This is a genomic window from Mucilaginibacter sp. P2_A4, assembly GCF_056405015.1.
In genome coordinates this window covers 1,006,043-1,022,563 of record NZ_JBFUCX010000001.1, presented here as the reverse complement: position 1 = coordinate 1,022,563, position 16,521 = coordinate 1,006,043, and the positions used below count along the sequence as shown (strand labels likewise).

General features: G+C 35.7%; 10 protein-coding genes. 4 read left to right on the top strand and 6 right to left on the bottom strand.

What is annotated here, in order from left to right:
• The first annotated feature begins 649 nt into the window (after positions 1 to 649).
• Entirely contained in the window at positions 650 to 1,363 is a 714-nt protein-coding gene (locus AC1DYB_RS03925; protein ID WP_477432602.1) for a WecB/TagA/CpsF family glycosyltransferase, read from the top strand.
• A 533-nt stretch (positions 1,364 to 1,896) separates the two neighbouring features.
• Here AC1DYB_RS03925 and AC1DYB_RS03920 read toward each other — a convergent pair.
• The 4 genes from AC1DYB_RS03920 to AC1DYB_RS03905 form a co-directional block, all read right to left on the bottom strand.
• Positions 1,897 to 3,126 (bottom strand): O-antigen ligase family protein, encoded by a 1,230-nt coding sequence (locus tag AC1DYB_RS03920; RefSeq protein ID WP_477432600.1) that lies wholly within the window; start codon positions 3,124 to 3,126, stop codon positions 1,897 to 1,899.
• A gap of 330 nt (positions 3,127 to 3,456) precedes the next feature.
• Positions 3,457 to 5,010 carry a glycosyl hydrolase family 28-related protein gene (locus tag AC1DYB_RS03915; RefSeq protein WP_477432598.1) on the bottom strand — a complete coding sequence of 518 codons (1,554 nt, stop codon included), beginning with the start codon at positions 5,008 to 5,010 and terminating at the stop codon, positions 3,457 to 3,459.
• Between the two features lie 284 nt (positions 5,011 to 5,294).
• The gene (locus tag AC1DYB_RS03910; protein ID WP_477432596.1) at positions 5,295 to 6,842 is read right to left on the bottom strand and encodes a glycosyl hydrolase family 28-related protein; all 1,548 of its coding nucleotides are present in this window, start codon (positions 6,840 to 6,842) and stop codon (positions 5,295 to 5,297) included.
• A 208-nt stretch (positions 6,843 to 7,050) separates the two neighbouring features.
• Positions 7,051 to 8,607, bottom strand: coding sequence for a glycosyl hydrolase family 28-related protein (locus AC1DYB_RS03905; protein ID WP_477432594.1), 1,557 nt, complete (start codon positions 8,605 to 8,607; stop codon positions 7,051 to 7,053).
• Between the two features lie 165 nt (positions 8,608 to 8,772).
• Between AC1DYB_RS03905 and AC1DYB_RS03900 the strand changes: the two genes are divergently transcribed.
• Together AC1DYB_RS03900 and AC1DYB_RS03895 are read left to right on the top strand one after the other, a co-directional pair.
• The gene (locus AC1DYB_RS03900) at positions 8,773 to 9,771 is read left to right on the top strand and encodes a glycosyltransferase family 4 protein (RefSeq protein WP_477432592.1); all 999 of its coding nucleotides are present in this window, start codon (positions 8,773 to 8,775) and stop codon (positions 9,769 to 9,771) included.
• A gap of 79 nt (positions 9,772 to 9,850) precedes the next feature.
• Positions 9,851 to 11,338, top strand: coding sequence for an MATE family efflux transporter (locus AC1DYB_RS03895; protein ID WP_477432590.1), 1,488 nt, complete (start codon positions 9,851 to 9,853; stop codon positions 11,336 to 11,338).
• A gap of 47 nt (positions 11,339 to 11,385) precedes the next feature.
• Here AC1DYB_RS03895 and AC1DYB_RS03890 read toward each other — a convergent pair whose 3' ends face one another.
• Positions 11,386 to 12,528 carry an acyltransferase family protein gene (locus tag AC1DYB_RS03890; RefSeq protein ID WP_477432588.1) on the bottom strand — a complete coding sequence of 381 codons (1,143 nt, stop codon included), beginning with the start codon at positions 12,526 to 12,528 and terminating at the stop codon, positions 11,386 to 11,388.
• Between the two features lie 203 nt (positions 12,529 to 12,731).
• On the opposite strand from AC1DYB_RS03890, the gene AC1DYB_RS03885 reads away from it, so the two are divergent.
• Positions 12,732 to 13,130, top strand: coding sequence for a response regulator (locus AC1DYB_RS03885; protein ID WP_477432586.1), 399 nt, complete (start codon positions 12,732 to 12,734; stop codon positions 13,128 to 13,130).
• A gap of 105 nt (positions 13,131 to 13,235) precedes the next feature.
• On the opposite strand, the gene AC1DYB_RS03880 is transcribed toward AC1DYB_RS03885, so the two are convergent.
• Complete coding sequence (locus AC1DYB_RS03880) at positions 13,236 to 16,190, bottom strand: sensor histidine kinase (protein WP_477432584.1); 2,955 nt, start codon at positions 16,188 to 16,190, stop codon at positions 13,236 to 13,238.
• Positions 16,191 to 16,521 lie beyond the last annotated feature (331 nt).

Below are 16,521 nucleotides of genomic sequence, written 5' to 3'. Positions count from 1 at the left end.
CCTTTACATTCAACTTTGGCGTTTGTTTTAAAACCAATAATTAATGCGACAATAGACGGTAGTTGTTGTTAATTGCCATTCATGAGGAAAAAGATGCTCTTTACGGGCGAAAACGGGATTCTTTATCACACTTACTTTAATGAACATCCCCACCACCTGTAACAATGAAAAAATAAACGATCCAACAATAAAATAAATGTTCGTTTATTAAAAAAGTAATTTCCTCGCGATTATTATTATTCATTTCCATACAAAAATGTACTGTATTTATATCATTGTGTCCGCAATTTGAGAAAAAATGGGCTAAAAAATTTCTAAATAGTAGAAAAAAGCTCGTTGTGGGAAAAAATGTTCTATTATAAGAGACTTTATTTATTCCTGATGGTTGTGGCGTCTGCAATCAGTAATCAAAATCATAAGCAGCAAATAGGATAATCAATAAGTTGGCTCTTGGTTTGAGTAGGCATAATTATCAATGCTACAATTCATCAGTATAATAATTTAACTCAGTATCGCCACTTTAATGGATATTTATAACATTTTTACCTCAAAAATCCCTCGCACGATAGAAGATTTCGATCCACGTAATAAGAAGCTGATCACTTTTTTAAATCCACATTCCTATACACTTGCATTTAAAAGAGCCGAATTGTTTGAGGACTTTGATTTTATAGCACCCGATGGAATATTGATTGTGCATGTGCTTAATTTATTTAAAGCCGTTACATTTAAGATAAAAAGATTTTCTTGTGACATGACATCTGTAGTTCCCTATGTTTTTAATATTGCTATAGCGGATAATTTAAGTGTGTTTTTCTTAGGAACTGACGAAAGCGGGATTGAAGGGTCTGTTAACGTTTTCAGAAACAATTTCCCTGCGCTGAATATTGCTGGATTCAGAAAGGGTTATTTTAGCAGTAAAGTTGATCGGGATGAAGCTATAGATCACATTGTAAAATTAAACCCTGATATGATTTTTGTAGGAATGGGAACAATTTTGCAGGAAAGCATGGTGCTGGATTTAAGAAAGGCCGGTTATAATGGTGCAGTTTATACTTGCGGTGGATTTTTACACCAATCAAAACTCGAAATTAATTTTTACCCGCAATTTATTGATAAATTAAATTTAAGGTTTTTTTATAGGATGTTTAGAGAGAAAGGCTTTTTGAAAAGATCAATAAAAACATACCCTATGTTTTGCTATTTAATTTTAACACAATTGTTTAATGTAGAAAAACAATCAGACGAGGTTTATATTAACGACGATTTAAAAATTGCTGCGGCGCGAAAGAACATAAAAGTAGTTTCAAAAAACGACGATTTGGCAAGTTTTGATAGTGATTTCTGTACTAACTCAAAATAAAGCAAGAGCGGGCTCTGGTAAAACGGTTTATTAATAAACCAACAAATACCGGATGAGTAGCTCCAACATAATTTGCTTTAACTAACTGGATTTAAAGATGTTTTAACAACAGGCTTGAATTCTGAAGAGTAAGATTCACTCTTTTTTTTTTTGAAAACGAGTTTAACGCCGTTTTTCCAAAATTTTTCTAATGTGATAGTACTAAAGAAGTTAATCAAAGTAAGCAATATACCAAACTTTTTATTATCCATATTATAAATCTGTTACTCCAATACACCTGTATACGGATTGCTCACGATAAGGTTTACGTTTACGTTATATTTAATGTAGGTTTATTACCAGTAGAAATACAATTTACTATAAAAGCCTGAATATAAGCAATTAAACCACTCCTTTTGTAGGTGCAATAACTTTATTGCCGACGGTAATTAACGGATAGTTTCTCTACCAAAAAAAATCAAGTCGACACCCTAAAATATTTAAGCTATTTGAACTTTAATATAGATTAAGCTGCGTTAATAATGCGATTTATTTTATACAGTCGGGACTTGGCTTTCCGGGCTATATTTATTGAAGAAAAATGTGAATAGTAAAAAGATTGGAAATGTTGAATGTGAAACCGGTGCCCAATCTGTAAAACCATAAATAATATAAGTCATGATCAATGATATTTGAGTTAATGACAATATGGTATTAATATTTTGAGACAAATTGATCTTGGCTTTCCTAAACCCTGAGATTATAAAAATAATCCATAATGAAAAGCCCACTATGCCGGTTTCTGCAAGGATAATTAAGTGTGTGTTATGGATAGGATTTGACGTTAAAAAGTCATTATGGACAATCCTGCTCAAACCTGGGGATCTGTTTACAAATTCCAGATGACTATTTATACCGACACCAATTATGGGCGAAGTATGAAAAATTTCTAAACCCATTGTCCAGTGATCGAGGCGTGCCTGATACATATCATCGGCATCGGTTTTAAGAAAGGTAGCGCTGAACGGCGAAAGAAACACCAGCCAATATAAAACCAACAAAGCTGGTACCATCCCCAAAAAAAAGCTTTTTAATGAGAGCAGAGGTTTATTGGCATTTTTGTATATATAAAACATGGCGAATAGTATTACTACCAATGTGATATATGACGTTCTGGAATAGGTAAGAATAATTGTTATCGCTGTTAATATTAGGGTTAACAGACTGATTTTTTTTTCGAAACCATTTAAATAACTGGCAAAAAAGAAACCTGATGCTATTACTGAAAATAACCCAAGATTAGCAGGAGTTACAAAAATGCCGATCGCTCCGGCTCTGGTACCATTCCTGGTAGCCCATATATCTCCGCCTGCCTGAAAAATTGTAGTAACAAAAGTAACACCCAATACGGGATACAAAATAGCCAACACAAAATTAAGGACGCAAAGGATCAAAAAACTTGTAAAAATTCCTCGAAGAATTTGAAGCGGATTGAGACTGTTGTAAACCAGGCGAAAGTAAAAAATGTATGAAAACATGGCCACTGCAAAAGCTACGGTTCCCCATCTTGCTACGTTAAAGGGATTTATAAAAGAAATAAAGATTAAAATCCCCACCCATAGTATCCATCTCTCATTTTTATATATGTAAAATAAGTTTTTATTTTTCTGTATCAGCAACAAAATAACCGAAGCAATTAATGGCAGCATCAGGAATATTTTACCTGTAAAAGATCCAATACCATCGGTTGACACGTATTGCGGCGTAAACAAAGGAAAAGACATCTGGAAAGGAATGCAGGTAACAATAAAACTAAAAAAAAGATGCGACGTATCTTTTTGTTTAATTAAAAGTGTTGAGTACCAAATTAAATAAACAATAACGAGGGCAAAAAAAATTAGAATTTTTAAAAGCATAGTTAAGGAAACAGCAGGATATTATTTTTAGACGCTTTCTTTTAAGAGGCTTTCCTGTTAACCCATGGTATAATCTTTTATTCGTCAAAAAGTTTTGCTTTTTTTGCTTTCTTTTAAACAACGAGTAATTCACAATCTGCTTAAGCCCGAAAGGGAGCTGCTTTCGCACCTCCCCTTTTTCAATCTGGAATGTTATATTTAATTTGCAAGGTTATTAAGTAATTGCGCAAATGTAGGTTGAAGCCAATACATAGAAATTACACCAGATAACATATTGCGACCTTTGTTATTCATGATTTTTGGGACCACTTTACCATTATTTGCACTTACAATTTTTACCACATAATCCATAGTTCGGTTTTTTCCCGATGTTGTGTTAATGCCCTGGTTACCAGAAATGATCAATCCTGATGAATTGCCGCTAATAATTATACCAGCGGCCGGTTTGTTAATTGCACCAACATCACTGATGGTATTATTACTGACGTTACCGGAACTGCCCAACAGATTAATAGCATCTGCCAAAGTTCCAGTAATAATATTTGCGTTACCTTGTATTTGCGAATAATTATTAAACAAAATCCCATTGCCCATCATTGCAGAACTTATGGTGTTATTATTAACCACTACGTTTATAAGTCCTGTTGTTTTAGCAGCATCAGAAATATTAATGGCCGGGGCGGTTAAAAAATTTACACCACTTATGTTTTCGTAAGTGTTTTTGATAGCGTTGCCTGTTATGCTCACGTTTATCATCCCCCAACAGTCAATTTGCCCTTGATATATTTTATTATTATAAATTTTATGATGGCCGCTTAATGAGTCAGCGATCCCATTTTTATATCCGCCATAGAAAAACCCCATGCTCACTGCCCGCCGATAGCGCACTTTTGAACCCCCACGCTCAACCGGGCCATAGCCATCACTAAAATTAAAAGTGTTATTGTATACAGAAACATTTAACACACTTTCATTAACGCTATGTCTTTCAATATCCACGCCAGCCACCAGGTAACCATCGCCATGTACGTTATTATTATAAAATGCAGCCCCATTTACTGCGCAAAACATGGTGCCTTCACGATAAATATTAAAAAATTCCGAATCATGAACACTTACGTTGGCAACCGTCCTTAAATTTAACTTTGTTTCAAAACAATCGCCAAATAATAAGCCATCCCCCCTGAAGTTTTGAAACTTGCAGTTTTTAACTTCAATATTTTTACCATTGTTTATACTTAAGGCGTGGCAAAACTGGTAATATGCATCATATTTTTGCAGAGCGAGATTGCCATTAAAATCTATACCCTGTATTACCAGGTTACCAACAAAGGGTGTACCTATATATTCCTGATAAAAAATAGAATTAGGGTTGTATCGTCCTCCCGTTAATTTTATATGGCAAGTTGTTGGTCCGTTACCAATCATACCCACACCATCAACAAGTTTAATAATACCTCCACCGTTTCCGGTTTCACCTATCATGTATTCGCCATCGGGGAAATAAATATTGGCTATATTATGTGATTTTGCGTAAATAAGGGCATTTCTAATCGCCTTGGTATCGTCTGTTATGCCATTTCCTTTTGCCCCCTGATCTTTTACATTGATAACAGCTAAAGATGCAACAGCCAGGCTGTTTGCATTGGTACTTATTGCCACCATGTTTTCAGGCTGCGAAGGCGTAAGCTGATCTTCTTTTTTACATGAGCAAATAAAAAAAACCGCAATAATTAGTAAAAACTGTTTCATTAGGGAGGGTTAAATCAATACGTCCCTTTTTACGCCAATTAGATATTTTTGTTACAAACAATTAATATATTTTCATGTTATGAAACTTCGCTATTTTTCAATCTGTAAATTGAAGTGGATATTACTTTTTTTGGAGATCCCGTTTCGATCACAGGAAATTTAAAAGCCAAATGAACATTACCTCTTTAAGTAATGTCTGCAAAAAAATAAAAGTAAAAAATAAAATTTTTAAGACCTCGTTTTATTATTGCGACAATTTAAGTAGCTAATAGCCTAAGCCATCATTATATAGCAACATTATTTAAGCTGGTTATATAATTTAGCTGGTAGTAATACTGTGAAATTACCCCTTTAAGGGCATTCTTAGCAGTGTTATTAACTATTTGGGGTGGCACGGCGCCGTTATTGGAGCTACCTATTTTAACAACATAATCTGTGGTACGGCTGGTGCCGCTTGTTGTATTCACAGCTATATTTGATGCCACATACAGGCCAGAAGAATTACCATTGATAAGAATGCCGGATGCAGGTGTAGCAACTGTGCCTGCATTTGTGATGTTATTGCCGTAAAAGCAACCGCTTGTTCCTAAAATATTTATGCCATCAAGTGGTGTGCCTGTAATTGTATTTGCATTAGCCGTAACTTTTGAGTAGTTGTAAAACGATATACCATTACCCATAGCCGAGGTAATGATATTATTATCAACATTTACATTAATTAACCCTTTGGTTGCGCCTGGGTCTGCCACGTTGATAGATGGGGCAGTTGTAAAGTTAACACCCGCAATGTTTTCGTATGCATTGGTTATGGTATTGCCAGATATACTTACGTTAATAATTCTGAAACAATCAATTTGTCCCTGGCAAATTTTATTATTGTAAATTTTATGGTGACCGCTCAATGAATCGGCGGTGGCGTTGGCGTAACCATTATAAAAAAAACCCATGGTTACCGCCCGGCGATACCGAACCTTTGGACCTCCGCGCTCAACCGGGCCATATCCATCAGTAAAGTTAAATGTGTTATTGTATACAGAAACATTTAGCACACTTTCATTTATACTGTGTCTTTCAATATCGACACCACCTACCAGGTAGCCATCTCCATGTATATTATTATTATAAAACGAAGCTCCGTTTACGCAGCAAAACATAATGCCTTCTCGGTAAATGTTAAAAAATTCACTGTCATGCACATTCACATTAGTAACTATCCTGGCATTCAAGGTTGGTTCAAAAGTGTCGCCAAATAATAGCCCGTCGCCTCTCCAGCCTTGAAATTTGCAATTTTTTACTTCGATATTTTTGCCGTTGTTAATTTTAAATGCGTGGCAAAACTGATATGCGGCATCATATCGCTGGTTAGCAATATTACCATCAAAATCAATTCCTTGTACCACCATGTTGCCGACAGAAGGACTACCGATATAGTCCTGGTAAAAAACAGGATTGGGGTTGTACCTGCCGCCAGTTAACTTGATATGACACGTTGCAACTCCCGTACCCATCATACCTACGCCATCGACCAGCTTGATTGTGCCACCACCATCACCTGTTTCACCAATCATGTATGTGCCATCTGGAAAATAGATATTGGCAATCCCATTGGCTTTTGCATACAGCAGGGCACTTCTGATGGCTTTTGTATCGTCGGTTATTCCGTCGCCTTTTGCGCCCTGAGTTTTTACGCTAACATAAATTGTGGACGTTGAAAAACTTTGTGTACTGTTAACCGGAGTTAAACTGCTTGATGTTGGGGTGTTTAAAATTACACTTTCCTTTTTGCATCCAAAATTTATGAAAATAGCAGCGATTACTAAAATCTTCTTCATCAGGGTGTATTTTTAATCAATATGCCCCTTTGTACGTTATCGTAATTAATTTGTTACAAACAATTAACTAAGTTATCTGTAGCAAAAATTTTATGCTGGAGATTTGGAATCAGAAATACACATGTAAAGTAGTATTTACTTAAAAAAATACCGCCTCAATAAAAAGAAGATTAGGATTCCCTGATTTTTTCAGAGCGTGAAAACGATCTCAATTAACCGTTAAATTGTCAATATCTTGTACGTAGTTTTGCTGATAGTAATATTCGCTAACAACTCCCTTCAGCATTTTTTTCCCCCTATTGCCAATTATTCGGGGTGGCACTTGCCCGTTATTTGCGCTCGCTATTTTTACTACATAGTCCATAGTCTGATTACTACCGGCTTCGCTGTTTGTTGCTTGATTAGTCGACACGAATAAACCGGACGAATTTCCGTTAATCAAAATTCCCGAACACGGTGTTGCTGCTGTTCCTGCATCAGTTATCAGGTTGCCATAAAAGCAACCACTGGTACCAAGCACGTTGATTCCATCTGCAGGTGTTCCGGTTATTGTATTTTTATTTGCGGTAACCTTTGAATAGTTTTTGAAAGCTATTCCATTGCCCATGGCAGAGTTAATGACGTTATTATCTGCATATACATTTACAAGACCGCTAATTGTTGTATTATCTGATATTTTAATTGCCGGCGCTGTTAAAAAACTAACTCCTGCTATATTTTCATAGCTATTGTTAAAACTATTGCCGGATATGCTTACATTAATGATGTTCCAGCAATCAATTTGCCCCTGGTAAATTTTGTTATTGTAGATTTTATGATGTCCACTTAAAGAATCAGCTATTCCGTTATTGTAGCCGTTATAAAAGAAACCCATGGTTACTGCCCGGCGATACCTCACTTTGGGGCCGCCACGCTCAACGGGGCCATAGCCATCGCCAAAATTAAATACATTATTATAAACTGAAACGTTTAATACAGCTTCATTAACACTATGCCTTTCAATGTCCACACCGCCTACAAGGTAGCCATCGCCATGAACGTTATTATTGTAAAATGAGGCACCGTTAACGCAACAAAACATCGTGCCTTCACGGTATATATTAAAAAATTCACAATCATGTACCTTTATGCCTGTTACAATTCTGGCATTCAGGCTTGGTTCAAAGACATCGCCGAAAAGCAAGCCATCCCCCCTGAAACTCTGAAATTTGCAATTTTTCACTTCAATGTTTTTGCCGTTGTTTATACTTAATGCAGTACAAAACTGGTAGTCGGCATCAAAAGTTTGACTGGCCAAATTTCCGTTGAAATCAATACCCTGTATCACCAGGTTACTAATAGATGGGGTGCCTACATAATATTGATAAAATAACGGATTGGGATTGTGCCTTCCGCCGGTAAGTTTAATATGGCAGGTTGCCACCCCTGTACCTATCATCCCAACCCCATCAACCAATTGAATTATGCCGCCTCCGTTTCCTGTGGCGCCTACCATATAACTTCCATCGGGGAAGTAAATATTGGGGATACCGTTGGCTTTCGCAAACACCAGGGAATTTTTAATGGCTTCGGTATCGTCTGTTACGCCATCACCTTTTGCCCCATGATCTTTAACATTTACAGAGGGAGATGCCGCCGCTGAAATAGATGAATTAATTGTTAATGAATTGCTAAATGACTCTGATTGAAAAGCTTTGGAAGAAGTGGCCTCCTTTTTGCATGAGAATAAACATAATGATGCTACAAAAACCAATAGTTTCGTCATAAGCGGGGGTTTAAATTTAATTAGTAAATAAAACAATTAAATAAATAGAATTAAAATGTAAAAATTAGAAAACATTTTAAACAATAGGTTGTTCTAACGAAAAAATACATGAAATATTACAAGAATCTTCTTGAATTAAGAGCTTATTGTAATTAATAAATAACAATGGCTTTAGAAATATTGTCCACCACATCTGATCTTAACGAATATGGTGGCGCCCAAAAAGTCCTTTTAGATCTGCACAATGGAATAAAAGGTAAATACAATTGTAAAATATTAGGTTTTACACCATTTGAACAATTACATCCTAAATACAGAATTGAAAAATGCGAATACGTAAAGTTTACTAATCCATTTTATTTAAACAATAAAGTACTTATTGTTCACGCCAGGAACATCATGGCGTTAATTATGGTAATTAAATGGGTTTTCTTTTTAAATACCAGGATCATATATGTAGCACATAATGTGTATAGCACGCATAGCCGGTTTTCATTTTTCCCAAATGACATCGTATCTATTTCAAAAAAGGTTACCGAAAATCTACTCGGTTATTTTAATTTAAAAAATCGAAAAATAACCCTGATTTATAATGGCATTATAGATGAGGGTACGAATCAAGAGGTGCCTTCATTCAAAAAAAACAGGAAAATAAAAATATTATATTCAGCAAGAGTAATTGATGTTAAAAGGCAGTTGATGATTGTCGATTGTTTAAAAGGCAAATTGCACGAGGATATTGAAATTTTGTTTGCCGGCAAAGGCCCGGATTATACACAATTAGAAGAAAAATGCAACAACACCACAAACTTTAAAGCCCTCGGTTTTGTTGAGAACGTGAATAATTTGGTGAAGGAAGTTGATTTTTTAATGCTTTTTTCTACCCAGGAAGGCCTGCCAATATCTTTAATTGAAGGTATTATGCTTGGAAAACCGTTGCTGGTTAATGATGTAGGCGGAAATTTAGAAATAGGTGTACCCGGCTTAAATTGTATTGAACTAACTGAAAACTGGGATACTTTGGCCAGTCAGATAAATAGTATAGTTAATTTATCACAACTGGATTATCAGCAAATGAGCAGAAACAGCAGACAGCATTACGAAAAAATGTTTACCTATGATGTCATGATTGAAAACTATACACGGCTCATTAACTCTTTATAACACTATCATTCGATGCCATTTTAAAAAGCCGAAAACAACGAATGATATTAACCCCACAATTGACTCAGCTACGTATAGAATGAAGATTGCTTATAATACACTTACGACAAAAATTTCAGGTTTAATTCAAAGTTCGCTATTTAAAAACAGTAGTTGGGGCATCATATCACAAATGTCGCAAACGTTGTTTCTGAGCTTATTTTTTGTGATCCTGGCCCGAAAGTACCCTACAGCAATTTTTGCTAAGTACATTGTTGCCAATGCCATTTATCAATTAGTTACGGCGTTTTCAACCATGGGTTTAAGCCAATGGTTTATAAGGGAATTTATTCATACCGAGGATAAAGAAACCCTGATAAGCAAGTTTATAAAAATGCAGATCTATTTTGGAATGGCATTTTACGTTGTCAACTTTGGGTTGGCATTTTTAATATACGATGATCAATTTACCCGTATTCTGATTATCTTATTAGGTGTTAACGTGATATTTGACAACCTTATAAATGGCATAAAATCATTAAACATTGCCAATTTTGAGCAAAAGAAAACCTTTATAATCCTAACTATCGAGTCAATACTGAAATTTGTTGCCGCTTGCCTACTTTTTGTTTACCCTTTATCTATTATAACTTTATCTGTTATTTTAATTGGTATCCGGTTTTTAACGCTTAATTTATTTCTATCCTTTGGCTCATCTAATCTTGTAACTGCAAAAACACTTTGGCGATGTAAGGTTACTTATCTTGATATGAAAATGTTAGTGATCCTTAACTGGGCATTTGTAATAATAGGAGGAGTATCAATCATTAATTGGCGAATGTGCAACATCATAATTTCAAAAGTATTAACAGCTTTTGATGTTGCGAACTATGAAATATCTTTCAAGATTTTCTCCATAGCCCAAATATTGCCTGTGGTTATTTCCACCTCAGTTTTTCCGCTGTTGGTAAAGCATTATTCAAAGCCAGATAAGGCAGATTTTTTTACGTTTTACAAAAAAATGCATGTTTATTACCTTTTATTTGGTTGGCTGGCCTATACATTCATATACTCTTTTTCAGATAAATTAATTCCTATAGCTTTTGGCAATACCTACCTAAGTAATCCCTATTATACACGGCAAATGTTTTTAACCATATTGGTTTTTCCAACAGCATTATTGCAGGCCAATATTTTAATTGCCATGAAAATGGAAAAACAGGATATGTTGTTTAACATTATAGCATTGGTGGTTAACCTCACCATGTGCGTTGTTGGCTTCTTGTACATTAAATCATTAAGTGTTGTAAATTATTCGATTTTCGCGTCCTTCCTGATTTTTCATATCTCGCAGGATATATTGTTACTAAGGCGTAAAATGGTGACAATACGGTCGGTAATGCAATATTATGTTATTACCACCATTTTCGTTTCGGCTTACATTTTCTTCAGCAGATTAATTAACCCCTACCTGCTTTTTTCAGTAACCTGGATCATTACACTGCTAATAGCATTTGGCGGTAAAAAAATACAAATGGATTTCACCTCAAGAAAAGCGGCATTACGCAACAATATCACGGGTATATAGCCGGATTTAATCAGGGGGACTGAACGCAAAATTTTTCCGGATCTTTGTTACGTCCGGGCCAGTTTCTTATTGTTTGCAAACCCAAAGAGAGCTGCGCTCTTGATATAGTCTATTTGTTTTACAGGCTTTTTATAGCTAAACAACCACCAGAATCCATATCTTAAACAAAAGTTATAAAAGAATATCGGTAATACGATACCAGATACCCAAATCACCAATATCAAAGCGGGTACATAGGTAATGTGAAGAAGACTCAAACAAATAATGCGCATTACTGTCATTACAATTATTTGTGCGCAGTAAATATAAAGCGAATGGTAACCTACGATCCTAAGAAAGGACAGGATATTTAGTTTTTGCAAGAAGAAAGAACAATTAATAGAGAGCGCGCAACCAATAGCAGCTTGTAAAAAGAATAAATAGGGCTTATTTATCTCTATGTTTCTGATACCTAAATCAGAAGCTTGAAGGTTTGTTGGGGTACAATAATATTGTATAACAACGAACGATATCAGCAGTGGAACAAAAAACCTCCACGACGTATAAATTTCAATTTTTCTGCTATCTAACATCACTTTTGACAACAAATCGCCCAAAGCAAAAAAAAGATAGTATTCAAAAATGTCTGTAAATAATCCCGCTTTTAAACTATACATCAGCGGGAACAATGAATATAAAAGTGCACCAATGGCGACCTGTGCAAGGGCCGGAACTTTAAGTTTAACATGTAAGAAAGCATAAATTACGCCTATACAATATAGCGCATTTAAATACCAGAAAATACCTGTTCGTCTCGGGTTGATAATTAAATTGAAATAATCTACCGGCGTAAAACCATTATGGGTAAAATGGTTCATAATAATCTGTAAGGTAACCTGGATAACGCCCCAAACAAATAATGGCCATAATATATTGTTGCTTCGGTTACCTATGTAGGTGGCCAAGCCCTTTTTATTTAAACTTTTAGCAATAAGCAAGCCCGAGATGATGAAAAATAAGGGCATCCTGAAGCCATATAAGAAGACACCTATGTAATTAAAAAAAGGATATTTATCTAATGCCAAACCATGTTCTTTCAAGGTTTCGTAACAATGACCATAACCAACCAGTATTATACTGATGCCTTTGTCATAATCAATCCATTTCCATCGTTTTTCCTGGCGTATAAATGCAGCGTTAAAGGGATCCATCAATAATTAATTTCTGTTTTTTAGGTATAGTATCCTTCCAACTCAATCGCCGTGCCATTAATTTCTAAGATATCCTTAAGATCAATGAAAGACGTACAATGGATGTACACTATTTAAGAAGAAAAACCAGGTAAACACAATGCTTTGGCTTAAAACACCAAACGGCATTGGATTTGTATACAGTTTATAAATTTAACAAGTTTATGATGTGCCGGCTTTTAATGATTGATGACAACCCTATTGAACATTTTATTGTGCAAAGGATGCTTGATACCTATAAATTATTCCCAAATGCTGTGCACAGTTTGGATGGCAAGTCAACAATTCAATTGCTTAAAGAAAACATCAATCAATCTGATCAAATTCCCGACGTTATATTTTTAGATCTGAATATGCCGGAGTTTAGCGGGTGGGAATTTCTTAAACATTTTAACAACTTAATTCCTGGCTTTAACAAAGAAATAGAGGTTCATATAGTGTCGTCTTCGATTGATCCGAGAGACATATTAAAATCAAAAAAATATTCATTCGTTAAATCATTTATAAGTAAACCGTTCAAGAAGCAGATGTTGGAAGATTTGTTTTTAAAATGGTCCCATTAATCAATATTCGCACTTAACAATATAGCTCTGTTGGAGATATGGAATTAATTATCTTTATTTTGACAATACAACATTGTATGTTGAACTGCTAATAATAATGCGATCTTAATCCAACGGGAGGTTTAAAAGACGGATGATCGACAGCTGCCATTTGTTCAACTTTTTATCAAATTCAACTACCTTCAATTCATTAAGTGGTATTTTAATTTTTATCTGCGCCCCCCCTTTATTTTCTATGGAAAGTTGTCCCTTGAATTTTTCAACTCTCGATGCGATATTTCCAAGCCCCATACCGTGCCCGGCTTGTTTTACACCATCAGAGTGTATGCCCACGCCGTTATCATTAATGGCGAAATAAAGATTTTGCTCGTCAGTAAGCATTTTTAATTCTATAGTGCTTGCCTTTGAATGTTTAATGGCGTTGTGCACAACTTCTTTAACCAACAGATAAACGTTTCTGCGGCTTTGAATGCTAATTTTCACATCAGGAATATCATCAGGCACCTCCGACACAAAATCTATATCAGAGTGTTCAAATAGCTTATTAATTTGAACATAAGTATAGTAAATCAAATTTTCCAGATTATCATTACCCACATTAGTGCTCCAGATAACATCACGAATTTTTTCCGACAGCTCGTTCACCATCTGTTTGATCTGATCTATCTCGGGGCTTCCATTTCCATTTTTACTGGCTTTATTGGCTAATGACTGAATGGCAAACACCCCTGATCCGATATCGTCATGCATCTCTGAGCTTATCCTTTGTCTTTCGGACGAGATCAACTGCTGCTGCGTCTCAAATGCCTTTTTCAATGAGAGTCTTTTACGAAGCATGATTACATAACCGTAGAAGACAAAGAGAACAAAGGCCATAAATAAAATTATTTTAAGGCCTGTTCCACGCCACCATGGCTCTTCTATTGTAAAATCATATTTTATCATGGCGTCCGCCATTCCCAGGCGGGGGTCAACTGCGGTGGCTTTTAATGTATACTCACCTGGCATTAATGACGAGAAATGAATAGTTCGTTCACCGGGCTCGGTAGTTAACCAGGTACTATCTGTTTTGGTTACCAGGCAATATTTTATATAAATTTCCCTTGCTTTAGAATAAGCGGGGATACCAATATTAAATATTACATTATTTTCGGAGTAGGATAATTTGTGCCCGGCATTTCCTGTTGATACCTGATTATTTACCTTAACATATAATAAATAGTTCTTCAATTTTTTCTCACTTGCAGTTTTCACAAGCGGGAAGTTATCCAGTCCAGATGACGTAGCTAAATAGATTGTTTGTTTTACTCCGTCAATATCCAACACCTCTGATGCGCTACGGTCTGGAAACTCATAGTTATCAACTAATGCGTTTTTTTGTGTGTTAAATATTTGAAGCGGACCCGAACCTAATATCCATAAATTTTTATCGACAGGTTTGATCTTAAATATTGACTTTGAAGACAGGCCATTTTGGACGGAAATATGTTTTACATCGCTTTTTTCCACTACCAACATGCCATTGCTGATTGTTCCGATAAAAAGCCGGTGATCAATGTAAGATAGAGAGGCCGCGTAAACTTGCTCATTGTTAAATAAAAATGGCTTCATGCCCTTTTTATCAATTTTGAATAAGCTGTTTTTGAAAGCAACAAACAAAGAGGCCTGGTCTGGAAAATAGGCTATGGAGCGGCTTCGTAGCCTCAGGTAAAAATAGTTTTCAGTAGCGTCATATTTAAACACATGGCCAAATGCATTTATTATTTGGTTGTTCAACTGCTCTGATCGTTCTTGCGGTATCACAAACAAGCCGCTTGTTGATGCGATGTAAATAGCTTTTTCATCATAACAGAGCTGCTTTACCGTTTTAATAGCAGATAGCTCTGTGATCTTTTTCGTAGGTATATTAATTTTGTAGGTAGCAAGCGAAGATGCCACAATATACTCATCCCTGCCAATGGCAGCAAGGTAATTTATTGACCCCACGTTAGGCGCCACCTTTATCTTAAAACTTGTTTTTTTTGTAACCGGGTCATAAAGCAACAGGAAACCCTTTTGTGTGCCCAACAGTAAGTTGTCGTGATAGTTCTTCACGCTCACTATAAGATCATCACTATTCAAGTCCGGTATTCTTGTTTTGTTGGCTATATCCTTTTTGTATTGTATCAATAACCCATAGTATAAACTGCCAAACCAATTATTGCCTTCGTGATCGGTTGCAATGGCAGATATGTTTTGCCCTTTTATTTGCCCGCCATTTTTTAAGGAGTAACTACTGTAGTTTGTGTTTACAAACTGATCATCTGGCGTGATGGATAGGGTGTTTATAAAATTGTTAAACACAATTTGCGCGCACTGTTTTACGGTATCGTGTTGCAGCAGCAGCTTTTTAACAATACCTGTGGGGTTAACCATCATATATACGGTATCACGATACGTATCCTTGGTGAGCAGGTAAACATTACTGCTAATTTCGTTATCGCCTTTATAAGTTAGCTTTTTTAAGCCTGCCGCTTCAGTATATGAATACCAGGCTTTGTCACCACGAACCAATACCTGCTTTTTTAATACTGCCAGGCTGGCTGTATAGGTATTACTATTGACGTATTTCCCCGTTAAGGTTTTAGTATCCAACACAAAAAGTCCATGGTCTGATGTTGCCAGAAGCTCATTTTTAAATAAGGCCATTCGGGGAAAATTACGCTCTTTTGTATGATCATAGCCTTCTACCAGGGTAACCGTTTCACGATCAATATAAAAAATTTGCCCATTGAAATTATTGAACCAGATGCGGCCGAAATTGTCTTCCAAAAGATTGGTACAACCTAACGAAATTTGCCGGGGATGACTGAAATGAACAAAGCTAACACCATCGTAACGGCTTACGCCGAAATCACTGGCTATCCATAAAAAACCATGTTTATCAACATGGAGGTCATATATCTCCTTAGTCGGAAACTCCAGTACTTGTTTTATTGGGACATCCTGGGCTCTCAAGCCTGCCCCGGAAAAAAGAAAAAAAAGGATAAAATTGATCTTAATTAAAAATGACCTGTTCATTAAAAGTAAATGTAGTTTTTTAATTCTAAATATAAATATTGTGAATAGGACGCACGATAATTTAATGTAGAATGCGACAGGTGTAAGCATCCAAAGTAGTTGGAAATTTCATATTTTTTACTTTGGCGCCTTTCATTTGAGAGTCTTGCAGTTTTTTATAGTAAAGCCGGTGCTTTCTAAATTTGAGTCAGTAAAATCTGCTTTATCAACAAAAGCCCGGTAAAAATTTACGCATTGCAGAGTTGCTTTTAAAATTCACGTATCAGCATCTGCTTTCTTAAAAATTACATTTTTCAGTTTGCGCTTTAAAAGCACGGGCCAACTTCACTAT